At 65.0% G+C, this 23,837-nt stretch carries 20 protein-coding genes; 5 read left to right on the forward strand and 15 right to left on the reverse strand.

Annotation, left to right across the window (positions count from 1 at the left end; translation table 11 throughout):
* Positions 1-4 precede the first annotated feature (4 nt).
* The 4 genes from G6N20_RS08350 to G6N20_RS08365 all read right to left on the reverse strand — a co-directional run bounded on the left by G6N20_RS08350 (position 5) and on the right by G6N20_RS08365 (position 4,740).
* Positions 5-1,102 (reverse strand): rhamnan synthesis F family protein, encoded by a 1,098-nt coding sequence (locus G6N20_RS08350; RefSeq protein ID WP_163662895.1) that lies wholly within the window; start codon positions 1,100-1,102, stop codon positions 5-7.
* A complete protein-coding gene (locus G6N20_RS08355) occupies positions 1,102-2,166 on the reverse strand; it encodes a rhamnan synthesis F family protein (RefSeq protein WP_158084791.1) in 1,065 nt (354 codons plus the stop codon). Before G6N20_RS08355 ends, G6N20_RS08350 begins: the two co-directional genes overlap by 1 nt.
* Complete coding sequence (locus G6N20_RS08360; protein ID WP_083051121.1) at positions 2,166-2,957, reverse strand: methyltransferase domain-containing protein; 792 nt, start codon at positions 2,955-2,957, stop codon at positions 2,166-2,168. Before G6N20_RS08360 ends, G6N20_RS08355 begins: the two co-directional genes overlap by 1 nt.
* 175 nt (positions 2,958-3,132) lie before the next feature.
* The gene (locus G6N20_RS08365; protein ID WP_163662898.1) at positions 3,133-4,740 is read right to left on the reverse strand and encodes a glycosyltransferase family 87 protein; all 1,608 of its coding nucleotides are present in this window, start codon (positions 4,738-4,740) and stop codon (positions 3,133-3,135) included.
* 85 nt (positions 4,741-4,825) lie between these two features.
* Here G6N20_RS08365 and G6N20_RS08370 point away from each other — a divergent pair, with 85 nt between their 5' ends.
* Complete coding sequence (locus G6N20_RS08370; RefSeq protein ID WP_232065468.1) at positions 4,826-5,746, forward strand: NAD-dependent epimerase/dehydratase family protein; 921 nt, start codon at positions 4,826-4,828, stop codon at positions 5,744-5,746.
* Positions 5,747-5,755: 9 nt separating this feature from the next.
* Here G6N20_RS08370 and G6N20_RS08375 read toward each other — a convergent pair whose 3' ends face one another.
* The 6 genes from G6N20_RS08375 to rfbF form a co-directional block, all read right to left on the reverse strand.
* Complete coding sequence (locus tag G6N20_RS08375; RefSeq protein ID WP_158084790.1) at positions 5,756-6,535, reverse strand: class I SAM-dependent methyltransferase; 780 nt, start codon at positions 6,533-6,535, stop codon at positions 5,756-5,758.
* Positions 6,536-6,704: 169 nt separating this feature from the next.
* Positions 6,705-7,436, reverse strand: coding sequence for a class I SAM-dependent methyltransferase (locus tag G6N20_RS08380; RefSeq protein WP_142272161.1), 732 nt, complete (start codon positions 7,434-7,436; stop codon positions 6,705-6,707).
* Positions 7,437-7,438: 2 nt separating this feature from the next.
* On the reverse strand, positions 7,439-8,548 hold the full coding sequence (locus tag G6N20_RS08385) for an N-acetylneuraminate synthase family protein (RefSeq protein WP_083051107.1): 1,110 nt from the start codon (positions 8,546-8,548) through the stop codon (positions 7,439-7,441).
* 102 nt (positions 8,549-8,650) lie between these two features.
* Positions 8,651-10,459 carry a thiamine pyrophosphate-binding protein gene (locus tag G6N20_RS08390; protein ID WP_083051104.1) on the reverse strand — a complete coding sequence of 603 codons (1,809 nt, stop codon included), beginning with the start codon at positions 10,457-10,459 and terminating at the stop codon, positions 8,651-8,653.
* Positions 10,456-11,394, reverse strand: a complete 939-nt coding sequence (locus G6N20_RS08395; RefSeq protein WP_232065469.1) for a glycosyltransferase family 2 protein — start codon at positions 11,392-11,394, stop codon at positions 10,456-10,458. Before G6N20_RS08395 ends, G6N20_RS08390 begins: the two co-directional genes overlap by 4 nt.
* 2 nt (positions 11,395-11,396) lie before the next feature.
* Complete coding sequence (gene rfbF, locus G6N20_RS08400; RefSeq protein WP_083051098.1) at positions 11,397-12,173, reverse strand: glucose-1-phosphate cytidylyltransferase; 777 nt, start codon at positions 12,171-12,173, stop codon at positions 11,397-11,399.
* Between the two features lie 81 nt (positions 12,174-12,254).
* Here rfbF and rfbH point away from each other — a divergent pair, with 81 nt between their 5' ends.
* The 4 genes from rfbH to G6N20_RS08420 all read left to right on the forward strand — a co-directional run bounded on the left by rfbH (position 12,255) and on the right by G6N20_RS08420 (position 15,797).
* Positions 12,255-13,697: a lipopolysaccharide biosynthesis protein RfbH gene (rfbH, locus tag G6N20_RS08405; RefSeq protein ID WP_232065470.1), complete on the forward strand. Its 1,443-nt coding sequence runs from the start codon at positions 12,255-12,257 to the stop codon at positions 13,695-13,697.
* Positions 13,698-13,699: 2 nt separating this feature from the next.
* Complete coding sequence (gene rfbG / locus G6N20_RS08410) at positions 13,700-14,716, forward strand: CDP-glucose 4,6-dehydratase (RefSeq protein ID WP_083051095.1); 1,017 nt, start codon at positions 13,700-13,702, stop codon at positions 14,714-14,716.
* Positions 14,713-15,204, forward strand: a complete 492-nt coding sequence (locus G6N20_RS08415; protein ID WP_083051092.1) for a GtrA family protein — start codon at positions 14,713-14,715, stop codon at positions 15,202-15,204. The genes rfbG and G6N20_RS08415 overlap by 4 nt, the downstream gene beginning before the upstream one ends.
* A 380-nt stretch (positions 15,205-15,584) precedes the next feature.
* Positions 15,585-15,797, forward strand: a complete 213-nt coding sequence (locus G6N20_RS08420; RefSeq protein ID WP_083051089.1) for a dodecin — start codon at positions 15,585-15,587, stop codon at positions 15,795-15,797.
* Positions 15,798-15,806: 9 nt separating this feature from the next.
* Here the strand turns inward: G6N20_RS08420 and lipL are convergent, their stop codons facing one another.
* From lipL to mutA, 5 genes are all read right to left on the reverse strand, one after another.
* The gene (lipL, locus tag G6N20_RS08425; RefSeq protein ID WP_083051086.1) at positions 15,807-17,093 is read right to left on the reverse strand and encodes an esterase/beta-lactamase LipL; all 1,287 of its coding nucleotides are present in this window, start codon (positions 17,091-17,093) and stop codon (positions 15,807-15,809) included.
* 63 nt (positions 17,094-17,156) lie between these two features.
* Positions 17,157-18,146 carry a methylmalonyl Co-A mutase-associated GTPase MeaB gene (gene meaB, locus G6N20_RS08430; RefSeq protein ID WP_083051083.1) on the reverse strand — a complete coding sequence of 330 codons (990 nt, stop codon included), beginning with the start codon at positions 18,144-18,146 and terminating at the stop codon, positions 17,157-17,159.
* 70 nt (positions 18,147-18,216) lie between these two features.
* The gene (locus tag G6N20_RS08435) at positions 18,217-19,473 is read right to left on the reverse strand and encodes a hypothetical protein (protein ID WP_232065517.1); all 1,257 of its coding nucleotides are present in this window, start codon (positions 19,471-19,473) and stop codon (positions 18,217-18,219) included.
* Between the two features lie 111 nt (positions 19,474-19,584).
* Complete coding sequence (gene scpA, locus G6N20_RS08440) at positions 19,585-21,849, reverse strand: methylmalonyl-CoA mutase (protein ID WP_083051078.1); 2,265 nt, start codon at positions 21,847-21,849, stop codon at positions 19,585-19,587.
* A gap of 5 nt (positions 21,850-21,854) precedes the next feature.
* Positions 21,855-23,735 (reverse strand): methylmalonyl-CoA mutase small subunit, encoded by a 1,881-nt coding sequence (mutA, locus tag G6N20_RS08445; protein ID WP_083051075.1) that lies wholly within the window; start codon positions 23,733-23,735, stop codon positions 21,855-21,857.
* Positions 23,736-23,837: the final 102 nt, after the last annotated feature.

The raw sequence follows: 23,837 nt of genomic DNA on the forward strand, positions 1-23,837 counted from the left end.
TGACCTATGGGTGCGGCGCACGGTGGGACGTCGTCGGACGGTCGGCGCCACGGACCGGCGCGGTCAGGTCCAGGATCGCGTCGATGACCCTATTCGCTATGACGGTGTGGCGGGCGGGCGGCACCCAAACAGGCTGGCCGCAGCCGAGCCTGTCGACGTTCGCCCGGATGAGTTCGTAGGGGTAAGTGGTGTGCTGCGCGATGAAATCCGGCAGGTTCGCCATGGAGTGGTGCCACGGCGTGTTATAGCGCGGCAGGATCGTCTTGAGAAAAGGGAACCTCAGATGCTCGATCAGACCGTCCCAAAAGTAAATGGTGTTGTTGAGGGACACGGAGAACCTGCTGGCCCACTGATGTTCCGGGGAGCGCCCATATGTTGCTTTGATGGTGTCCGCCGAGACGAACGGTTTGATGCTGAGCCCAGCCTTGCGAGCACGCCTGGACAGGCCGATCTCGTATCGCCAGATAAGCACACGTTTATGGACGATGTACTGGAAGCCGTTCCAAAAGTCGTTGAGAAAGGGGCGGGTGCGCGAGTTGAGGTCCCAGGCCAGAAAGAAGGACTGCAGGTGGGAGTTGAACAGCTCGGTGCTTTCGATGGCGCCGTACATGTCGGCATCGTGAAATGAGCCCCACATCTCGTCGATCGGAAACAACGGGCCGTAGACGCTGTCGTTGGCGATGACCAAGCGGTCGAACTGATCCAGCGACCAGCCACGCCGCCGCAGGATGCACCACGCCAGATGCCACGAGCCGAAGTCCAGTGACAGCGTGCGGCGGGTGTAGATGCCGGCACACAATGCGCGGATGGGAGCGACCGACTCCGGCGTGAGACTGGGAGACCCGGAGACGAAGACGATAATCGCCCCCAGCCCGTACAGCGCCTTCAGGTAGTAGACGACGTAGGGATCGACGACGCCCTGGGGATCGAAGTGGGCGAACAACACCAGCGTGCGCCGACCGGTTGGCGGCTGCGCCGGAAGCTCCTGGTGGGTTTCACAAACGAAGCCCGCAGCGTCCCCAGTTCGGCGGTAGCGCATGGCGGCCCTGGTGCGATCGGATTCACTGCGCAACATGTCACGGAGTTTCACGACGTCTGCCATCACACGCTGTGGGCCTCGAGCCATATCCGGATTCGCTGAGCGGTATCGCTTGGCCTCACCCAGGTAGCCTCTCCCAGGCCGAGCCGGTCCACGTTCGATTGAATGAGTTCGTATGGGTACGCGGTGTGCTGCTCGACGAACTCCCGCAGATGCGGGATGGAGTCCTGCCACGGTGTGTTGTGGCGCGGCAAGCTCGTTTTGAGAAATGGGAACCGCAGATGCTCTATCAGGCCGTCCCAAAAGAAAATGGCGTTGTTGACGGATCGCCTTTTGGACAACACCGTGGCCCGCTCATGCGCCGGCGAGAGCGGATACGTCGCTTTGATGGCGGCCGCGGAGAGGAACGGTTTGAGGCTGAGTCCTGCTTTGCGAGCACCCGTGGACAAGCCGACCTCGTACCGTCGGATGAGGAGGAGCTTGTCGATCGTGTACTGGAAGCCATCCCAGACGTCGTTGAGGAAGGGGCGGGTGCGCGAGTTGAGGTCCCAGGCCAGGAAAAAGGACTGGAGGTGGGGGTGCTGCACGGTGCTTTCGATGGCGCCGTACATGTCGGCATCGTGGAACGAGGCCCACATCTCTTCGATGGGAAACAGCGGCCCGTACACGCTGTCGTTGGCGATGAGCAGGCGGTCGAACTGATCCAGCGACCAGCCGCGCCGCCGCAGGATGCACCACGCCAGGTGCCACGAGCCGAAGTCCAACGACAGCGTGTGCCGGGTGTAAATGCCGGCACAAAGTGAGCGGATGGGAGCCACCGACTCCGGCGTGAGGCTGGGCGAGCCGGAGACGAAAACGATCGTGGCTCCCAGCCCGTGCAGCGCCTTCAGGTAATGGACGACGTAAGGATCCACGACGCCCTGAGGATCGAAGTGAGCGAACAGAACGAGCGTGCGCCGATCGGGCGGAGGCTGCGCCGGAAGCTCCTGGTGGGTTTCGCAAACGAAGCCCAACGCGTCGCCGTCTCGGCGGTAGCGCTCCGCAGCCCGGTATGAGCTGCGCTCGGTTTTGTTGCGGAGCCTGTTCAGAAGCGCACCGGTGATCTCAGACGCGCGGTGGTGGATCATCATTCGGACGCGAGATCGGCCTCAAGATTCTTCGTTGCGAGGGCGAAGAAGTCGGTTTCGGTGGTCGTGACATCCACGATTTCAAACCCCATATGGTCCAGCATTTGCTCGATCAGCGGAACATCAAACACGTGGTGATGGAGCGTTCGGTTCTGAAAATTTTTCAGGCTTCGTTCCCTAAATTGTTCTGGGTCACCGGCGGGCGGGTCCATGCGCAAGTCATGGAGCGCCAGGATTTCCTCTAGGTGGGTGAGATCATCCTCGCCGACATCGTGGAGGAAGTCGTCCAGCAGATGATCGAACCTCGTGACCGGGCGCCGATGGTCGAAGTTGCTTTCCTTGTTGGGAAGAACCAATACCAGGGCGCCACCATCTTTGATCACCCTTCGCCATTCCGTCAGAGCTTTGAGGGGGTTGGCGATGTGCTCCAGACAGTTCGACGACAGCAGGAAATCGTATTGCGCAGTTGCGATTTCACTTAGGTCGGTCGCTTCGGAAATGAATTGACGACCGAATTTACTGCCATCGTAGTTGAAACTCTCCCCAGCTTCGATGCGACCCTCCCAGATCGTATCCGTGGAGAAGTTGACTCCATCCAACCCGCCAAGGAATTGATAAAGTGGCAAAACGGTTTTGAAGTGCGCGCTGGGACCGCCGATCTCGATCCCGTATTTGTTCTCGACGAATGGTTTATATTTCTGGTGAAAAGGCAACTTCCATCGTGCATACTTCAGTATGCGATACAGGTCGACCGCCGATTTCGGCACGAATTCTTTGATTGCCTGCCGCATTTTCTTCCTTTTCGATCACAAAGAGTTGAGCGCTCGGTCGGATATTGGCCGCAAAATCGTCTGACGCATGCCGTTCCCGGATGGCCACGATCGTGCTCCTCGCACATCCAACACTCGTTTCCTTTGCGTACTCCCCCGGTTCTCCAGGTTTGCCTGTCGCACGAAGTCTTGCAGATCACGCCGGTCGTTGTGGCGAGAATTGCGCAATTGGCCTGGACACGGCTGGGTCGCTGACGCCGGTATCCTGCGGAGCCGACCGACGCGCGTAAGAGACGATGATCGCCGCGCACGCGACCAACCAGAGCAGCGGCGCGAGGAACACGGTGCTGGTGACCACCGTCGCCTTGGCGTCGGCCGCCAGCGGTCCGACGGTGTCTCCCACTTGGGTGGTCGGGCCCGGCAGGGCGATTTGGGCGATGCACAATGCCGCGGCCAGGCTCACGCACATACCAACCGCGCGACGGGGGTCGCCGAAGCTCGCGAGCCGGTCGAAGATACCGGTTCCCGGCGGGCCGTCCGGATCCCGGATCACCAGTGCCGCGATCGGTAACACGAACACCAGATAGTAGGGGTTACTCAAGGCCGGGAAGAGCGAAGCGGTGGCCAGCAGCACGATGCCCGCCATGACCGGCGGGATGCGCGGGCCCAGCCCCAGCAGGGCGACAACGACAAGCACGAGTACGGCGTAGCCGATCAGCGATCGCGGACCGGCGAGGAAACCGTCCGGTATTTTGCCCCCTGTGGCGGCCGCCTTGATGGCGTCAGGTATTGCGTGCAGCCCCTTCCCGAAGGACACATTGGAGTTGGCCGCCACCGCTGGGAACAGCGACCCGCCCCCGTAGCCGAGGGTGGCGCGAATCGATTGGGTGATCGTCTCGGGAAAGTCGCGCGGCCACAGCGCATACGCGGCGATGTTGGAGATCGCGACCCCGGCCGCCGCGATGCCGCTCCACCGCCATTGCCGGGCCACGAACAACGCGACAGCCAGCACCGCGAACTGCGGTTTCACTAACGCGGCCAAGATCACCATGCACGTGACCAAGCCCCAGCGGCGGCGGCACAGCGCCACCAGGAAAACCAGCGCGATTGGCGCCAGGAAACCCACCAAGTTACCCCGATCGATCGCGACCCACACCGGGATGGCCGCAACGCCGCACGTCACGAACACCACCACCCGCTCCAGGCCTTTTGCACCGCGAGCCGCCCACCCGGCGGGCGTGAAGACCGCGATCGTCAAGGCGAGCAGGTAGCAAAGCAATCCGAGTCGCGGCGCGCCCAGCCACTTGCCCAGAAACCCGAAGATCACCTGGGGCACCATCCCGGCCGCCAGGTAGTTGCTACTGATCGGCTTGAAGTCGGGGGGGAGGTACAAGGGGTAGGGCTCCCAGGGGTTGGGCCGCATCCCGAGGCTCACCGTTATCGCGTAGTCGCTGAAACAGTGTCGACCTACATTCAAGCCCCAATCGACGTAGCAGTCGTTGGGGACGAAAATGATCAGCGAGGAAGTCACGTCGACCGAGTAGTACCGCGCGAGAACAAGGCCCGTCACAATCGAAATCGCCGACGCCACCAGGATGGTGCCAAGCAGGATGGTGCGTTCGGATTGGGCGGCTGCGGCGGCAAACCACTCCCGGATCGCCGAGACCGAACCCCGTAACAGCTCGCGGGGTTGGGTCACGGCATTCTCCTCGGGTCTGCCCGAAACGGTGGTGGGAACACGCGGCACGCCCCCAACTGAGCCGCTGGGAAGTCTAACCCGATCCCGCTCTTGCCGGCCTGCCATTCAAGAGATTTTGAGCACGCGTCGACACCCATGCTGCCGTAGGCTCCGGGGTCATGAAGCCCTGGCCCGCGACGTGACTGACCTGGTGAGTGCAAGCGCACGCGCACTGACGGCGCAAGCGCTCGGCAACGACCGGGTACTCGTCACTGGCGCTTCGGGCTGGCTCGGTAGGACGGCCCTCGACCTGCTCGCCCCGCTGGGCCTGCCCACGCTGGCCCTGGCCAGCCGGGCCAGAGTCATCCGAGTCGGCGATTGCGAGATCGAGTGCCGCGTGTGGGACGACCGGGAGGTCGCTGCCTTCGCACCCACCGTCGTGCTGGACTGTGCATTCCTCACCCGGGACCGGGTTGGCGACATGCCGCTGCCCGACTACGTCGCCGCCAACCGCGCCCTCACCGAGCGGCTGGTGTATGCGACGCGGTTGCCCGGCGTACGTCTTGCACTCACGGTCTCCAGCGGAGCGGCCGTCTATCCGCGGGACGCCCTCGACGGCCCGATCGAGGACAACCCCTATGGCTACCTCAAGCGCGAGGCCGAGCATCGCCTGACCCAGGCCGCCGCCGAGAGCGGGGCGGTGCCCGTCGTCGTGCGGGCCTGGAGCATCTCCGGTGCCCATGTGCAAAAACCCCAGGGCTACGCGTTGGGATCGATGATCCGGGATGCTGACGCGGGAGCCATCCGAATCACGGCGCGCCGCCCGGTATTTCGCCGCTATGTGCTCGCCGAGGAGCTACTCGCGCTGGGCATGGCCGAGGGCGGTGTCGGACCGGCCACGGTCGACAGCGGTGGGGAGCTGGTGGAGATGGCCGAACTCGCCGCACGGGTCACCCAGGTGGTGCGCCCGGACGCGGTGATCAGCCGCGACGAGGTGGACCCAGGTGACCCGGATCGGTATCACTCCGACGGTCAGGATTGGGAATGGCACTGCCAAAGATGGGATTTGGCGAGCGCGCCGCTAGATCGTCAGATCGAGATCACCGCCCGCGGAGTGCTCGGCCGCACGTGATCAGCCCACTCACACCGGGACCGCAAGTGCTCCCAATTTGCCCATCCGCAAACCCCCCACACTCGCCGTGGGGTCGGCCCGCGTGCTGACGACGCGGAATCCCCCGTCGGCGAGCAATTTCTGCAGGGATTGGGTCGAAAAGTAGTTGATGTGCTCGCTCTGCTTGATCGCCCCCAACCGTGGCACCGTTCGGCCGAAGTTGCGTGCGACGCCGGCGAGGAAATCCGCGGCGATCCAGGTGCCGCGGGTAGCCGAAACCCGATCGAGGAAACGGCGGTACGGCGCCCCGGCGTGCCATTTGCGCACCTTGGGCCGGTCCAGTGGCACCTCGACGTAGAACAATCCGTCATCGGCGACCGCGGCTCGGACCTCTTTGACCAGCGCCGCGGGATCGACAAGGTGCTCAAGAAGGTGGGCCGCGATCACCAAGTGCGGTCGGTCGGGAAGCTCATCAAGCGACGCGGCAGCCTGCACCCCGTCGACCAAGTCCTTGCCGGAGACTTCGATCACGTATTTGGGTCCCGCGTAACCAGCGGGAAAGAACTGGCCCTCGTCGCCTCCGTAGTCGACGATATTTCGCAGGGAGTCGATGTCCGTATAGCAGCCGACGATGGAGGTCACGAATCCCACACGCTGGGCGACGGCCTCCGATCCGGGCTCGGTGGCCGAGTTCGCATCCCGGGAGTACCAAGGCTCCCAGCGCCGTCGGATCGACAGGTATCGCTCGTTTCGGTACCCCGAATACATCGCGGCAAGAGCGTTGTCATCGAAGCGGTGCGAGAAATACACCAAATCGCATCTGCCACACCGGCAAAGGGTGGTGTCACGCGGTGCGTCCTTCGGATCACCCTGCAGTTGAAGAATGAACGGCGCGATTCGGCCATGCGCCTGGATGGCCCCCGGAGCACCGCAGATCGGGCAGAGCGCAGACATGCCGTTACCGAAACCTCTTGAATGTTCAGCGTACTGGGCGGGTCACAGCCAAACCCAGCCCGAGCGCCGTGGTGCCGACGGGCTCGCAACCGATCGACGGCAAGATCATCTCGTTCAGCACCCGTCGCTCATCGACGTCCATCGCCTCGTCGAAGTACATGAGATCGCCAGGCCGCAGGTGAGCGGCGAGCATTTCCCACGCAAAGGCCGTCGGTTCGTAGATGTCCAGATCGAACAGGATCAACCACTGCGCATCACGCGCGGCGACCAAATCGACCGTGCCCAAGGTGTCCTGGACGTCGCCGACATGCCAGCACACCCGCTTGTCGTCGATCGCCGGCGGCTTACCACCGGCGTCGAACGCGCCCTCGTCGTGTTCGCGCCAGGCCCGCGGTAGCCCGGTGAACCGGTCGAACCCATGCCAGACCACGTCGCGACCACCCAATCGGCGCAGCCACCAGTCGGTGGCATAACCCCAGGCCACACCGAACTCCAGCGCGACGAGCGGACCGCTTGGATCCAGCCGCTGCGCGAGCCTTTCCCACAACTCTTCGCGCCGTCCGAAAACCGTTGGCTGGTGGCCAAAGACGCGCTGTTGCCAGTCAATGAAGTCGGCTACCTGGCCAGCATTGATCGTCTTGGTGCGAAGCGTTGAGGAGACCCGGAACAGACGCGCGGCGATCGCTTGCAACGTGACCGTAAGGGCGGGGGGACCGGCGTCCGGGAATGCGGACGAAGTCCTGCGCGACTTAGGCACCCTCAGAATCCACGGTTGAGGATGAACTGGCGCAGATGGTCCGACTCGGCGTAGGGCCCATCGATGTGTTCGATGGTCAACGGTTCTTTGACCTTGATCGGCTCGGTGAGCTTCTGACCGTTGAGGATCTCCCGGCAGGAGAGTTGGCCCTTGCGCAGCGGTATCGCCAAGTAGAAATCATTGGTGAACGTCGCACTGTTGAACTCGTAGCCGGGCTCCAGATCACGCTTGGCGTAGACCCCACGCACCAACGCGTCGAGGTATTGGATTTCCTCCCTGGGCAGCACCCGACGCCGGTCGGCCGAACCGCCGCACATCTCTTCGGCCTTGCGAAAAGCCTTGAACCATTCGTCGATTTGCTCGGGAAGCGAACAATAGGCCGACACCGGTACACCCTCGTGGTCGATGTCGACGTGGCGCTCCCAGGTTCGCGCGCCCTTGGCGTACGAGATCAGCATGCTGGAATGCCAGTCGTGATACTCGTGAGTCGATAGGCCGATCACGTGGTCGTCGTAACGCGAACGCAGGTAATCGATCTGGTTAAGTTCGAGCTGGTAGTCCTCGGACGGGTACAGGCTCACGCAATGGTTGATCGCCAACGGGATGGCGCGATGCTCGAAGAAGGTGACGACGTCGTCGAGCGCCTTCTCGTTCGCTCCTCCCGAGGAGACGATCGTGGGGCGCCGCGTCGAGGCGATCTTCTCCAGCAGTGGCCAGTCGTTCACATCGGAACTTGCCACCTTGATGATGGGAAGGTCGAGCTCAACGCACAGATCCACGGACGCCTCGTCAAAGGGGGTGGCCATCGGAATGCAGCCGACGCGCCTGACCTCATCGGCGAGGACTTTGAAGTTCGCCCTCGACATCCTGGTCGCCTCGGTCTTGCGGATGTACCGGATGTCCTGGTTGCCCTTGAAGTCGTCGTGGATGAAGTTGTCGACATCGCGGAACTGGAACTTGATCGCGGCCTTGACCGAGTTGTAGCGGACGACGCGCCCGTAGTCGCTGACTATCTTCCTGCCACGCTCAAGGTCACCCCAGTGGTTGTTGGCCGCCTCCAGGACGAACAGATTCTCAAAGATCTCGCGATCTCGCTGGCTCGGACGATTCATACGTATCGTGCCTCCCTTGTCACGTCGACGCACAGCGTCCGTCTAGTTTGCTTCATGTGCGCCAAAATTTGGGCGTTACCCGAATTTTGATCAAAATCGACCTCAGGTCTGTGGGACCGGCACCTTCAGATGGACGAGAACCCGCTCCGCAACATCGTCCGGCAGGTCGGGACTCATCCGGTGCAGCGGGTTCGACCGCATCGAGCCGTCAGGTTGCACCGCCGAGCTGATCTTCGGGTAATAGGTCTGGTCGGGGTCGATCGGCACCTCGATCAGCACGGGACCATCCGCATCCAGCAGACCGCGCACAGACTCGTCGTCCAGACCGGATTCCGCATCGAGCCGGGCAAACGGGATCCGGTAGGCCCGCGCCAGATCCTCCCAGTTCGGCAGGCCCAGCCCGGTCTGCTCGTCGCAGCCGATCCAGGCGCCGTTGAAGTAGTTGCGCTGCGTCATCCTGATCGACGCATAGCCATCATTGTTGAGCAAGAAGACCTTGACGTTTGCCGCGGTGGCCGCAAGCGTGCCGAGCTCCTGAAGATTCTGAGCAAACCCGCCGTCGCCCTCGCTGAGGAAGACTTGGCGACCCGGGTTGGCCAGCGCCACTCCGATCGCCCCGGACAAGCCGTAGCCCATGCTCGCCAGCGACTTGTTGCCGATGAGCTTCTGCTGGGCGCGCAGTTGGAGAGCCTGCATCGACACGCTCGCGGCACCGCCGCTGCTGCACGGCAGCACGATGGCGTCCGGTCCCGCCATCTCGCACAACCGCATCGCGAACTCGTATGGCTCTACAAATCCGGGGGCGGTGACGTTCTGCGGGTCGTTGAGCGGCAGCTCGGCGCGCACCGCCGCGATGAACTCCCGCCACGCCTGCCACTGGCTGGGATCGCCGAGGCGGGCCGCGTACAGGGCGGCCAGGAATCGGTCGGCATCCCCCCGCAGAGGCAAGTCGACGCGTGGATGTCCCTTGTCGAGCTCGGCGGCATCGATGTCGACCTGGACCACTCGCCCGACGGGCACGAACTGTTCCCAGGCGAATCCGGTTTGCTGCAGCCCCAGCCGGGTGCCGATGGCGATCACCAGGTCGGCCTGTTGGATGAGGATGTTGGCGGCGCGCTGCCCCCAGGTGTTGGGCCGCCCGGCGTACAACGGGTGTTCGGTCGGAACCCGGTCGGTCCCGTTCCAGGTGGTCATCAGCGGGATCCCGGCGGCTACCGTGCGCTCCCCCAGCGCGCGCACCCCTCCGCGGCTCACCCCGCCACCGACCAAGATGACCGGGCGCTCCGATTCTTGCAGCCAAGCGGCGACCCGGTGCACGTCGGTGGCAGGCACCTCCGGGACAGCGGCCGCCTCCGGGATCGCGACGGGGTGCTGCCCCGGCAGCGGGGGCGCGGCCTGGGCATCCAGGCAGACTTCGAGGAACACCGGCCCCTGGCGGGGGGTGCGGCCGTCGAGCACCGCCTCAAGGATGGCGTCGCGGGCGATCGGCCGCTCGATTCGCAGAGCCCGTTTGATGACGCTGCTCACCAACTCCACGCCGTCGATTTCCTGGATACCGCGCTGGCGCACCGTGCCGCGGCTTAGATCGCTGCTCTTGACCTGCCCGCCCACGACCAGCAGTTCGCGACTCTCCTGCCAGGCACCCGCGATGCCGGTCAGCGCATTGGTGATCCCTGGACCTGCCGTCACCAGAAGGAGGGCTCGGCCGCTGCCCTGGTCACGGGAGGCGTTGAAGTACTCCACCGCGATGGCCGCGCCTACCTCGTGCACGAACGGCACGCATACCATCCGGGTGCGCACCGAGTCGAGCAGATGCATGATGTTGCCGCCCGCGACGAAGAAGCAATGCGTGTAGCCGGCGCCCACCAACCAGTCGATGAGCTGGTCGCCGTATTTGGCAGGTGCGGTCATAGACCGACCTTCCTGGTGACGACGAAGTTGGGTCGCTGTTTGGCCTCCTCGTAGATGAGCGCGAGGTACTCACCGACAACCCCAAGGAGCAGCGTGACCACCCCGAAGCCGATCAGCATGACGCAGATCAGCGAACCGAACCCGGGGAAGGGCACGCCGTAGAACAGGAAGCGCCACGCGAGCACGCACACGGTGACGGCCGCGATGAAACTCAACAAAAAGCCGGTGATGGTGATGAGCCGCAGCGGCAGGTAGGAGTGCGCAAAGATGCCCTTGAATGCCAGGTCGATGACGCCCAGGCTGTGCGCCTTGGACTCGCCGGCGAAGCGCGGCGGGCGCACCATCGGTATTCCGATCGACTTGAAACCGACCCAGGAGAACAGACCCCGGACGAACCGGTTGCGCTCATCCATCGCGCGAACCGCCTCGTAGACCTTGCGGTCGACCAAGCGGAAGTCACTGGCATTCTTCGTGATTCGCTCGTTGGTGAGCTTCCCCGCCAACCAGTAGAACAGCACGGAATTCATCCTGCGGATGGGGCCGGTCCCCCGCCGCTGGGTCACCACCCCGTAGACGTTCTCGTAGCCCTCCTCCCACTTGCGGATCAGCTCGGGAATGAACGTGGGCGGGTCCTGCAGGTCGGCGGTCATCAGCACGACGGCGTCGGCGTCGACCGCGTTCAACCCGGCGGTCAGCCCGCCGTCCATCCGGAAGTTGCGGGCCAGTTGCAAGATCTTGAACCGCGGGTCGGCCGCTCGAATGGCAAGCAGCTTGTCCATGGTGTCATCGGTCGATCCGTTTTCCACGATGATCGCCTCGAAGTCGTAGGCAGGTTCGGAGTCGAACACCGCCGCCAATTGGCGGGCCAGCTCCTCGACGCATTCGCTTTCGTTGTAGGCAGGGGCGATCACGGCGATCTTCTTCTTGACTCCCACGCCTACTCCCACACTTTCCAAGGCGGATTTCCACTGTTCCAGAGGTTGTTCAGCAATTGCGACTCCCGGAAGGTGTCCATCGGCTGCCAGAACCCACGGTGCGGGAAAGCGGCGATCTGGTGGTCCTCGGCCAGGCGCCGCAGCGGCTTGTCCTCGAGTACGGTCTCGTCGCCGTCCAGGTAGTCGAACACGGCCGGTTCGAAAACAAAGTAGCCGATGTTGATCCAGTCGTCCGTCTTCGGTTTCTCCCGGAACTTGGCGACCGCACCATCCTGCTCCAGGTCGATAACCCCGAACCGGCTCATCGGCTGGGTGGCCGTCACGGTGGCGACCTTGCCATGGGCGCGGTGGAACTGCAGCAACGCGGGGATCTCAACATCGGCGATACCGTCGCCGTAGGTGCACAGGAACGTCTCCTCCCCCACGTACTTCTGGATGCGTTTGATCCGGCCGCCGGTCATCGTGCTCAGGCCGGTGTCGGCGACGGTCACCCGCCAGTTGAATTCGTCGTGCGAGCCGTGGTATTGGATGCTCGACTGGTCACCAAGGGTGATGGTGAAGTCGAGATTGGACACCCCATAGTTGGAGAAGTAGCTCTTGATGTATTCGCTCTTGTAGCCGGTGCACACCACGAACTCGGAAATACCGTAGTGGCCAAGGATTTTCATGATGTGCCACAGCACCGGTCGCCCGCCCACCTCGACCATCGGTTTGGGGCGGAACTCGGTCTCCTCACGCATTCGCGTGCCCAGACCGCCCGCTAGCAGTACGGCTTTCATGACGAGTTGTCCAATCTCAAGGTATTTCGCCCCCGGCACGAAAATCGCTGACGGAGCATCGCCCCAGGTGACACACTAGCAATGCCGCGACGGCCCGGCGGGGTTTTCGGGGCCGCCGCATACTATAGGAATCGCACACGCTCGAGGAGATCTCTCATTTCACGAATCGGTACCGATGGGTTAGCGGAGGACGGGCTCGAGGACGATCGCGAGGACATCCTCGCGGCGGTTCGCGACTACGCCAAGCGCAAGCTTGCGACATCCGAGTTCGTCCCCGGCGTCACGCCGGTCCCGGTGTCGGGCAAGGTGCTGGACCCGGAGGATTTCGCCGCGCTGGTCGACGCGTCGTTGGACGGTTGGCTGACCGCCGGCCGGTTCCATCCGCTCTTCGAGCGTGCGCTCGCCCGTTACGTGGGAGCCCGCGACGCGGTCTTCGTCAACAGCGGGTCCAGCGCCAACCTGTGTGCGCTGAGCGCCCTGACCAGCCCCAAGCTGGGCAAGAACAAGAAACGGTTCGGCAAGCGGCCGCTGGAACCCGGTGACGAGGTGCTGACCGTGGCGTCGGGATTTCCCACCACCGTCAACCCGATCATCCAGAACCGGCTGCGCCCGGTCGTGGTCGACATCGAGCTGGGCACGTACGACGCCATTCCGGAGCGGCTGCGCGAGGCCGTCGGGCCCAAGACGCGGGCGATCATGATGGCGCACACCCTGGGCAACCCCTTCGATCTGGACACGGTGCAGGAGTTGTGCGACCAACATGGCCTGTGGCTGGTCGAGGACTCCTGCGACGCGCTCGGTTCGACCTACGACGGCAAACGAACCGGCAGTTTCGGCGATACCGCGACCGTGAGCTTTTACCCCGCGCACCACATCACCACCGGGGAGGGTGGCGCCGTGTTCGTCAAGTCGGCGTTGGTCCGCAAGCAGGTCGAGTCGTTTCGAGACTGGGGCCGGGACTGCTACTGCGCGCCGGGCAAGGACAACACCTGCCAGAAGCGGTTCGAGTGGCAACTCGGGGATCTGCCCAAGGGCTACGACCACAAGTACATCTACAGCCACATCGGCTACAACCTGAAGGCCACCGACATGCAGGCCGCGCTGGGGCTATCGCAGTTGGCCAAGCTCGACGGGTTCGTGCAGGCCCGCAAGGAGAACTTCGACTACCTCACCGCGCGGCTGTCGGGCATCGAGGGGCTCATCCTGCCGGTTGCGACGGCCAAGTCGAACCCGTCGTGGTTCGGCTTCCCGATCACCCTCCATCCCGAGCATCCGGTGGACCGCACCAAGTTCATGCAGTTCCTCGACGAGCGCAAGATCGGCTTCCGCCAGTTGTTCGCCGGCAACTTGGTCAAGCAGCCGGCCTACCGCGACGTCGACTTCCGGATGGTGGGCGATCTGACCAACACCGACATCGTGATGAACCGGACGTTCTGGGTGGGCACGTTCCCGGGCCTGACCCGGCCGATGCTTGACTTCGTGGCCGATTCGATCGGGGAATACATGGCCCGGGCCGCGCGGTAGCCGTGCACTATTTGATCACCGGGCATACCGGGTTCAAAGGACCCTGGCTGACGCTGCTGCTGCTGCACCGTGGGCACCGGGTATCCGGTCTGGCCCTCGACCCGGCCGGCGGTAGCCTGTTCAACCGGGCGGGGCTTGCCGACCTGCTTGTTTCCGATCTGCGGGTGGACATCCGCGACGCCGGGGCTACCACCGCCGCGGTGTCGGCGGTGGCCCCGGATGTCGTGGTGCACATGGCCGCCCAGTCGCTGGTTCGCGAGTCGTATCGCAACCCGCGCTACACCTACGAGACCAACGCCTTCGGGACGCTGAACGTGTTGGAGGCCGTCGCCGCCACCCCGTCGGTGCGCGCGCACCTCGTCGTCACCACCGACAAGGTCTACCGCAACACCGACCAGGAGGCCGGTTACGTCGAAACCGACCCACTCGGCGGCGACGATCCCTACAGCGCGTCGAAGGCGATGGCCGATCTGCTGGCCCAGTCCTGGATTCGCAGCTTTCCCGGCGCTCCCACCGCCATCGTCCGCGCCGGCAACGTCATCGGCGGCGGCGACGTCAGCCCCGAGCGGCTGATGCCCGACCTGGTGGCCGCCTTCGCGGACGGCAGGGCGCCGCTGCTGCGGTTCCCTGGCGCGGTGCGGCCGTGGCAGCACGTCCTCGACTGCCTCAACGGCTACCTCACCCTTGCCGACGCGCTGCTGGCCGGTTCCGGGTTAGGCCAGTGGAACTTCGGGCCGGGCCGCGACAGCTTCGTCGAGGTCGGCCAGGTGGCCACGCTGGCCGCCGAACTGTGGGGCGGCGGCGCGCACTGGGAGCTCGACAGCGGGAACCATCCCCACGAGGCGAACCTGCTGGCCCTCGACGCCTCCAAGGCGCGGCGCGAACTGGGCTGGCGCAATCGGCTCGGCTTCCGAGACGCCGTGGCGTGGACGATCGATTGGCACCGGCGCGTGTACGCCGGCGCCGACCCGCTTACCCTGACCCGGGAGCAGATCACCACATTCGAAGGCCTCGAATGACTGAATTCGACCTGCCGCCCGAAGCCGCACCGCCGGGGCCGCTGATGCGGCTCATCCACGACCAGCGCGTGGCATTTCTGGTGGTTGGAGGGATCAACACCGTCATCGGCTTCGCGATCTTCATCGCCTGTTCGGAGACCATAGGCCAGGCGATCGACCACCGATACGGCACGGTGGCCGGGTCGCTGGTGACCGTCATCATCACGCATGTGCTGGCCGTGCTGTCCGCGTTCGTGATGCATCGGCGGTTCGTTTTTCACGTCCGCGGCCATGTGCTGCGTGACCTTGTGCGCTTTTGGAGTGTCTACCTCACCGCGGGGGCCATCAACATTGTCGCCTTGCCCGTGCTGGTCGAGCTGGGCCTACACCGCATCCCCGCGCAAGTAATCATCGTGGCGTGCACCACGCTGCTGAGCTACTTCGGCCACCGATATTTCTCGTTCCGGCGCAGCGCCGCCGACACTTGGGACGAGAAGTCACATACATAGCGCGGGCGGCCCTGACCGCTGAAGCGCTATCGCGTTTGCTCAATATCCGTATGTGCCCGACAGCTCGCCCCTCAACTGGTTCGCGCCGTGTCGCTGGTGTAGACGACTCACCAGATTTCGTCTGCACAGCGCCATACCACGGTGGTATGGGACACAAGTCGTTTCACTACGTTGGCCCCCGTCTCCGCAAAAGGGAGCAAGAGCCAGGCTCGCCGCTGGCCACAAGCCGCCTGGCAGCTTAATCCACTGCCGTTCGTATCGGCGCGGCTTTCCAGACGTCGTTAGGGGTCGACAACACCTGGCGCAAATTCCCCCACCCCGCGGCCACGGCGGACTACCCTGGTCAGCCACTATCCGTGTAAGGGAAGGTGAGCGACGCAATGAGCAACCACACCTACCGCGTGATCGAGATTGTCGGGACCTCTCCCGACGGCGTCGACGCGGCCATCCGCGGCGGGCTGGCCCGGGCGGCGCAGACGATGCGCGGCCTGGACTGGTTCGAGGTGGAGTCGATTCGTGGCCACCTGGTGGACGGAGGTATCGGACATGTCCAGGTGACGATGAAAGTCGGCTTCCGCCTAGAAGATTCGTAGTCGCAGCGGTCAGCCCGCCACGGCTCCCGGCTCGGAGAAGGCCGCTCTCAAACCGGTCACCGGCTGGTATCCGCGTTTGCGGGCCTTGGCGGCGGCCTGCCTGATCAGGTGGTAGATACCGACGAAACCGGCGTGGTCGGTCATCACCAACGGGGTCAGCAGCCGGTTGTGCACCAAGGCGAACGCCACCCGGGTCTTGGGATCGGTCCAGCCGACCGAGCCGCCCATCCCGACGTGACCAAACCCTGGCATCACGTTCCCGATCGGCACGCTGTGGTAGCCCAGGTGAAAATTCAAGGGCACCAGGAGATTCCGGTCGGGCCGAATTCGCCGCTGGCCGGTCAGGCCGGCGACCAGCTCCGGTGACAAGAACTGGCTGCCGTCGATCATTCCGCCGTTGGCAATCGCTCCGTACATCCGGGCCAGCGCTCGGGCCGTCACGACTCCGTTGGCCGCCGGGATCTCGGCGTCCAGCAACGGTGCGTCGCCTTGGACGGCCGCGATGATGCCGGGGAAGTAAATGGAGCGGAATCCGCCGGAGAACCGATGGGCGACCCTGCGCACCACACAGGTAAGGACGGGATTGGCGGCGATATCTTGCGGCATGACGACCTCGGCGACCCTCGTCGGCGCGTCGGCCGGCGGCCGGCCCAGGTGAAAGCCGTCGCTGTCCAACGGCTCGGCGAGTTCCTCGCGGAACAACACCCGCATGTCCTTTCCGGTGACCGCCCGGGCAAGGCCCGACATCAGCCAGCCGAACGTCAGCGCGTGATACGCCGGTTTGCCCAGCAACCGTCCGGGCGCCGCCGCCGCCAGCCGCTCTTCCATTACCGCGTGATCCAGCAAGTCTTCCTGCGTCGCGCCGCGCAGTCCGGAGAGGCCGGCTTGGTGCCGCATCACGTCGCGAACGGTGAGTGCGGACTTGCCGTTGGCCGCGAACGCCGGCCAATACTCGGCAACGGGGGTTTCGTAGTCGATCAGCCCCCGATCGGCCAGCCGGTGGATGACCGTGGCGGTCATGCCCTTGGTGGCCGAGAACACCATCGGGGCGGAATCTGCCGACCACGGCACCTTGCCGTCCCGGTCAGCCCACCCCTTCCACACGTCGACGACGGGTTGCCCGTCGAGATAGACCGCCAGCGCCCCGCCGCCGAGCCGGCGCCCGGGGAACATGCTCGAAAAGGCACGGACGACGCAAGCAAAATGTGAGTCCGCCGCGCCGAACACGCGATGGCCTGCGTCAGGGCCATCTCGGACAGGAACTACGCGGCGATCGACTCCGTTGTCAACCTTCACGCTTGCAAATTTACGTGGATTTCACAGGACCTACTGGCAAACACAGATTAATTTACCTTTCCGTTAGGACGTCGCGATCTTCAGTATTTGCTGGGCCGCCAGAGCCGGGGTCAGCTCCCCCGCCCGGACCTGACGTTCGAGCTCGGCGCGGATTTTGCGCACCGCCGGGTTGGACAGCACCCGGTCCAGCACGGCGTCGCGAACCAGCTGCCAGGTCCAGTCGACCTGTTGATCGCGCCGACGGGTTGCGAACTCGCCGGCCTCGGTGAGCACCCGGCGGTGCCGTTCGACCGCATCCCACAATTCCGCCAGGCCGTTCCCCTCCACCGCGCTCATGGTGAGGACCGGTGGCCGCCAAAGCGTTTCACGTGGGTGGATCAATCTCATCGCGGCGGAAAGCTCCCGCGCGGCCAGCCGCGCCTCTTTCCGGTGCTCGCCATCGGCCTTGTTCACCACCACGATGTCGGCGAGCTCCAACACACCTTTTTTGATGCCCTGCAACTGATCGCCGGTGCGGGCCAGGGTCAACAACACGAAGGTGTCGACCATGTTGGCCACCGCAACTTCGGACTGGCCGACACCGACGGTTTCGATCAGGATCACGTCAAAACCGGCCGCCTCCAACAAGACAATCGTCTCCCGAGTGGCCTTTGCCACACCGCCCAAGGTGCCCGAGGTCGGCGACGGCCTGATGTAGGCGTCGGGATGCGTTGCCAGCCGCGACATCCGGGTCTTGTCGCCGAGAATCGATCCGCCGGTGCGGGTGGACGACGGGTCGACCGCCAGCACCGCGACCCGATGCCCCCGCCCGATCAGGTGCATGCCGAGCGCCTCGATTGTGGTCGACTTGCCCGCGCCCGGCACGCCGGTAATGCCGACCCGGTGGGCGTTTCCGGAATCCGGCAGCAATGTCAGCAACAGCTGTTGCGCCTGCTCCCGGTGGTCAGCTCGGGTGGACTCCACCAGCGTGATGGCCCGCGGCAACGCGGCGCGGTCGCCGCCGCGCACCGCCGTGGCCAATTCCGCTACCGTGTCGTCGTTTTGGGATGTCATCGAGTCCCTAGCATGCCAGCGGCGGTTGGCCTACGTCACCGTGCCCGCCGTCGAGTGGCCCCGGGGTGCCTCAGCCGCCGATGTTGTTGGCGGACCCGGTCGGTATCACCGCCAGCGCCAGCACAACGCAGACGAAGACCAGCACGTTTCTCCTCGACGGCGGTTGCTCGATCTCTGGTCTGTTGATCGCGTACAGGATGTAGACAATGGCCACGTCGAGTGTGATCATCACCCACCAGCGAGTCCAATCGACGGCCGTGATGAACAGCGGAACTAGCAATGCCGATGCCAGCGCCGGCAACACCAGATTGCCGCGCAGTTCGGCAAGGAAGGTTCTGACCGGAACGGCGGAGACATAGCGGATCATCCAAGTCGTGGCAACGAAGAACAGCAACCCGAGAAGGAACGCACCGAATAGTGCGGGGAAGCCAACCATGATTACCAGCTTTGCGGAGGTAATCCAGTCGAGGTTAAACCCCGGGGTCACATACTGGCACACCCAGTCGTGGTAGTCCGCGCGGCTCTCGACACGACCGAGCATGTAATCGAGAACTCGCTGCGGTGTCGTTGCCACCGCCCACGGATTTTCGACCATCCCGTGCGGGACATGGGAACACAACTGGTCCGCGATATCGCGACGCCCCACCACAGCGAGCAACAATACTGAGACGATCCCCGGGCCGATAGCCAACACAGTACAGATTCGCCGTGCGGCGGGCGTCGCATCCTTCGACAGAACGACAATGGCGAGCACCGCGCCGAGCGCGAATTCCAGTGGAATCGCTTCGTGTACCAGCGCCAGCACGGCCATCGCGATTCCGTACAGCGTACCGAGCACCACCCGGGTTCGAGGGGTGTGGACCCTGGTCAGAGAGATGCTGAAGGCCACCAGCGCGGTCATCCCGAAGAGTTCCGGATGCGGATTATAAATGGCGTAAGAAAAGGCAAAGGGCAGCACCGGAACGAGCAGGGCGAGCATTATCCTGCGCTCGGACCTGGTGCCCGTGGAAAGAACCAGCCACATCACGACGGCAAGGGCGATCAGCCACACCGTGATGGACATCCACAGAATCGTATAGGCACCGGCGAAGAAATGATCGCCAGGCAACCTGCGGATCAGTTCGCCGGCGAGCCCGCGACGTACAAATCCGAATTCATAGTTGGCCGCGTAATACTCCAACCACAGGATGGCATTCGGAAAAACAGCTTCCACAAAATACACATGCCAGACACCCCAGACGACCAACCAGGTCGACACCAATACGTACACCCGCGCGCGTTTGTCGGCGAGTTGAGCGTATTTCACGCGGATTCCCGCGCTGCCCAGCGTCGATTAGTCGGCACCGCCAATTTCACCCTCCACGCCCCAAGGTCGAAGCAGAGACTAGCCGACGCGGAATGACGGTCGCAACGGGTTCGGGTCAATGGATCGCCCGCGCTAGTCCAGCGCGTACCCCAGCCGCTCGGCCAGCTTGTGCAGCAAGCCGATGGCGGCGTCAGCGATCACCGTGCCGGGCGGGAAGATGGCGGCGGCGCCCGCGGCGTACAACTCGTCGAAGTCACCGGGGGGGATGACGCCGCCGACCACGATCATGATGTCGGGTCGACCCACCGCAACCAACGCATCACGCAGCGCCGGCACCAGCGTTAGGTGGCCGGCGGCCAGCGAGGACACCCCGACCACGTGCACGTCGTTGTCGGCGGCCTGGCGGGCCACCTCCTCGGGGGTGGAGAACAGCGATCCGACGTCGACGTCGAAACCGAGGTCGGCGAACGCCGTCGCGATCACCTTCTGACCGCGGTCGTGGCCATCCTGACCCATCTTGGCAATCAGGATCCTGGGCCGGCGACCGTCGGCCTCGGCGAACTTCTCCACTAGCTCGGTTGCGGCTGCGATGTTGGGGACCTTTCCGACTTCGTCACGGTAGACCCCGGAGATGGTACGGATCTCCGCCTGGTGACGGCCGTAGACCTGCTCCAGTGCGTCGGAGATCTCGCCGACGGTGGCCTTGGCCCGGGCCGCGTTGATCGCGAGGGCCAGCAGATTGTTGCCCAGCCCGTCGGGCCCGGCGCGCCCGGGGGCGGCGGCGGCGCGGGTCAGTTCCGCCAGGGCGGCCCGCACCGCCGCCTGGTCCCGGCTCGCCCGCAGCTGCTGCAGTTTGGCCAGCTGCTCGGCGCGCACCCGGCTGTTTTCCACCTTGAGCACCTCGATCTCGTGGTCCTCGGCCACCTGGTACTTGTTGACGCCGACCACCGGCTGCTGACCGGAGTCGATGCGGGCCTGGGTGCGCGCGGCGGCCTCCTCGATGCGCAGCTTGGGGATGCCGTCGCTGATGGCCTGCGCCATGCCGCCGTGCTCGGCGACCTCGGCGATGTGGGCTCGGGCCCGCTGCGCGAGCCGATGGGTCAGCCACTCCACGTAGTAGGAGCCCCCCCACGGGTCGATCGGCCGGGTGGTGCCCGACTCCTGCTGCAGCACCAGCTGGGTGTTGCGGGCGATCCGGGCGGAGAAGTCGGTGGGCAGCGCCAGCGCCTCGTCCAGCGCGTTGGTGTGCAGCGACTGGGTGTGCCCCTGGGTCGCGGCCATCGCCTCGATGCAGGTGCGGGCCACGTTGTTGAAAACGTCCTGGGCGGTCAGCGACCACCCCGAGGTTTGCGAATGTGTACGCAGCGAAAGGGATTTGGCGCTCTTGGGCGCGAACTGCGCGACCAGCTCGCTCCACAACAGCCGGCCGGCCCGCAGTTTGGCGACTTCCATGAAGAAGTTCATCCCGATGCCCCAGAAGAAGGACAACCGGGGCGCGAAGCTGTCGATGTCCAGGCCGGCGTCCAGGCCCGCCTTGATGTAGTCGACGCCGTCGGCCAGGGTGTAGGCCAGCTCCAAATCGGCTGTGGCACCGGCTTCTTGGATGTGATAGCCGGAGATGGAGATGGAGTTGAACTTCGGCATCTTGGCGCTGGTGTAGGCGAAGATGTCGGAGATGATCCGCATCGACGGCTTTGGCGGATAGATGTAGGTGTTGCGCACCATGAATTCTTTGAGGATGTCGTTCTGGATGGTGCCGGCCAGCTGCTCCGGCGACACCCCCTGCTCCTCGGCGGCGACCACATACAGCGCCAGGATCGGCAGCACCGCGCCGTTCATCGTCATCGACACGCTTACCGCCGACAGGTCGATCCCGTCGAACAGCTGCCGCATGTCGAGGATGGAATCGATTGCCACCCCGGCCATTCCGACGTCGCCCTGCACCCGGGGATGGTCGGAGTCGTAGCCGCGGTGGGTGGCCAGGTCGAAGGCCACCGACAGCCCCTTCTGGCCGGCGGCCAGGTTGCGGCGGTAGAACGCGTTGGAGTCCGCGGCGGTGGAGAATCCGGCGTATTGGCGGATGGTCCACGGCTGGTTGACATACATCGTGGGATAGGGGCCGCGCACAAACGGGGGCTCGCCGGGGAAACTGTGCAGCGGGTAGCCGTCGGCCTCGGCGGCGCGCCGGTCGGCAGCGATGTACACCGGTTTGACGACGATGCCTTCCGGCGTATGCCAGGGCAACTGATCGGGCGGGTATCCGTGGGCCGCGGCGGCAGCCGCGACATGCCTGTCCACGGCGGCTTCGGTGGGCGGCGGCACGCTGCGGTCACCGTGCAACGGGACATCAGCGAAACTGCCTGCCAGGCTGGCCGGGAGGGGTGTGCTCGTCGTCATGGCGGCTACGCTCCCAACCGGGTGAGCAGGTTCGACAGGGCTTCGACCGCATCGATGTTCGCGGTCAAGAACTCGTCGGGCCGCGGCTGGGCGTCCCCCAGCGCCTGCTCCGGTCCGGCCAGGTAGACCCGTGCTATTCCAGCGTTTTTGGCAGCCTGCACGACGCCCGCGGCCTCGTCTCGGTAGCGCCGATCGGTGCCGCAGATCACCGCCGCGGTGGGCGACGCGGCATCCGAAACCGCCTCAGCGACGGCGTGGGCGACACCGGCGGCATCGACCGTTCCCGGGTTGCTGGCCTCGACGCCGCCCGAGGCCAGCAGGTTCGTCGCGAACGTCGTGCGGGTGTTGTGCTCGGCCAGCGGCCCCAACGGCAACAACAGCACCTTCGGTCGGGTACCCGTGCGGGCCAAGTAGGCATCTGACCGGTCCCGCAACGCCTCGAACTGAGCGGCGTAGCGCACCAGGGTGCCTGCACCGGCGGGCGTGACGGCCGGATCGCTGGGCGGTACCGGGGGTTCGGCAAGATTCGGAAACTCGTTGACGCCGGTGATCGCGATGCGCCGGTGTGCGATGTCCTCGGCGCGGCGCGCCGCGAGCTCGCCGAGCTGGTCGGCCAGGAAATCCTGGGCGTTGACGAATCCGCCGTGGGCCTCGATGGCCTGGAAATGTCGCCAGGCCCGCTGCGCCAACTGTTCGGTGAGGTCCTCGACGAACCACGACCCGCCAGCGGGATCGAGCACCCGGCCGACGTGCGACTCCTCCAAGAGCAGCAGCTGGGTATTGCGGGCGATCCGGCGCGCAAAACCGGCCGAGGTGCCCGGAAGGCCGCCCGGGATCGCCACGTCGAACGGATGCACCAGCACGGTGTCGGCGCCGCCGACGCCGGCGCCGAAGGCGGCCAGCGTGCAGCGCAGCATGTTCACCCACGGGTCACGCTGGGTCATCATCGGCAGCGAGGTCTCCGCGTGCACGGTGGCTGCTCCGGCGTCCGGGTCACCCGCGACCTCGGCGACCCGGGCCCACAGTTGGCGCATGGCCCGCATCTTGGCCAGCGTCATGAACTGGTCGTCATCGGCGGCGAGGCGGAAGCTGATCTGCCGTAGGGCCTGCCCGGTGGAGATCCCGGCGTCGCTAAGGATCCGCAGGTAGGTCACCGCGGCCGCGACGGTGGCCGCCAGTTCCCAGGCCGCGGTGGCGCCCAGGTTGTGGAAGCCGGGTCCGTCGACGGTGATCGCCCGCACGCCTGGCTCGGCGACCACCCGGGACGCCAGCGCGGTGACCTCCTCGATCGCCGGGGCGGGACGCCCGCTCAGCGCCGCCGTCAGCGGGTCGGCGCCCAGGTCGATCGACAACGTAGTGCGCTGGTCGCGAGCCAGCTTCGCGACCAGCGCCAGCATGACCTCGCTCGCCGCCGGGTAGTCGGCACCGGCATCGAGGATGACCGGTGCCAGGTTCAGGTACACCCCCGCCAGCAGCGCCTCGAGCTGGCCTGGCGCCACGCCCGACTTCCCCACCCGGATCAGCAGCGCGCTGACCCCGTCACCGAGCGCGGCCAACACCGCCGCGTTGGCATCACCGGCCGTCGCGCCGTTGGCCGGAAACGCCTCGGCAACCTTCCACCCGGACTTGACGTCGCGCGCCGCGTCACCGCCGCGTACGAACGGCCAGTCCCCCGGCAGCGGGGCCTCCGGCAACTCGTCGAAGGCGGTGTAGAGCGGCCGGATGACGAAACCATCGTAGGTTGGCCAATTCAGCAGCCGCTCGGGTTGGTCGCCGAGCTCGGCTGGATCGCTTCGGGTGCTCTGGGAAAGCACGCCGGCCACCGCGCGGCGCCATCGCCGGCGAACCTGTTCTAGCTCGGCGAGCTCGGGTACGTCAACGGACACCGACCGCTCCTATTTCCGCAGCACTTGACGACGTTGTTTCGGGTTGCTTCGGGGTTGCCACCTAACTAATCAGGCTAATTGATTGACCCCCTTGGCTCGGCG

It is taken from the genome of Mycobacterium shinjukuense (assembly GCF_010730055.1).
Lineage (GTDB): Bacteria > Actinomycetota > Actinomycetes > Mycobacteriales > Mycobacteriaceae > Mycobacterium > Mycobacterium shinjukuense.

Excerpts from the sequence above, each read along its gene's own strand:
- G6N20_RS08350 (WP_163662895.1), bottom strand. The coding sequence starts at position 1,102 with ATGGCAGACGTCGTGAAACTCCGTGACATGTTGCGCAGTGAATCCGAT.
- G6N20_RS08355 (WP_158084791.1), bottom strand. The coding sequence starts at position 2,166 with ATGATCCACCACCGCGCGTCTGAGATCACCGGTGCGCTTCTGAACAGG.
- G6N20_RS08360 (WP_083051121.1), bottom strand. The coding sequence starts at position 2,957 with ATGCGGCAGGCAATCAAAGAATTCGTGCCGAAATCGGCGGTCGACCTG.
- G6N20_RS08365 (WP_163662898.1), bottom strand. The coding sequence starts at position 4,740 with ATGGCAGGCCGGCAAGAGCGGGATCGGGTTAGACTTCCCAGCGGCTCA.
- G6N20_RS08385 (WP_083051107.1), bottom strand. The coding sequence starts at position 8,548 with ATGAATCGTCCGAGCCAGCGAGATCGCGAGATCTTTGAGAATCTGTTC.
- G6N20_RS08390 (WP_083051104.1), bottom strand. The coding sequence starts at position 10,459 with ATGACCGCACCTGCCAAATACGGCGACCAGCTCATCGACTGGTTGGTG.
- rfbF (WP_083051098.1), bottom strand. The coding sequence starts at position 12,173 with ATGAAAGCCGTACTGCTAGCGGGCGGTCTGGGCACGCGAATGCGTGAG.
- rfbH (WP_232065470.1), top strand. The coding sequence starts at position 12,255 with ATGCCGCGACGGCCCGGCGGGGTTTTCGGGGCCGCCGCATACTATAGG.
- G6N20_RS08415 (WP_083051092.1), top strand. The coding sequence starts at position 14,713 with ATGACTGAATTCGACCTGCCGCCCGAAGCCGCACCGCCGGGGCCGCTG.
- G6N20_RS08420 (WP_083051089.1), top strand. The coding sequence starts at position 15,585 with ATGAGCAACCACACCTACCGCGTGATCGAGATTGTCGGGACCTCTCCC.
- meaB (WP_083051083.1), bottom strand. The coding sequence starts at position 18,146 with ATGACATCCCAAAACGACGACACGGTAGCGGAATTGGCCACGGCGGTG.
- scpA (WP_083051078.1), bottom strand. The coding sequence starts at position 21,849 with ATGACGACGAGCACACCCCTCCCGGCCAGCCTGGCAGGCAGTTTCGCT.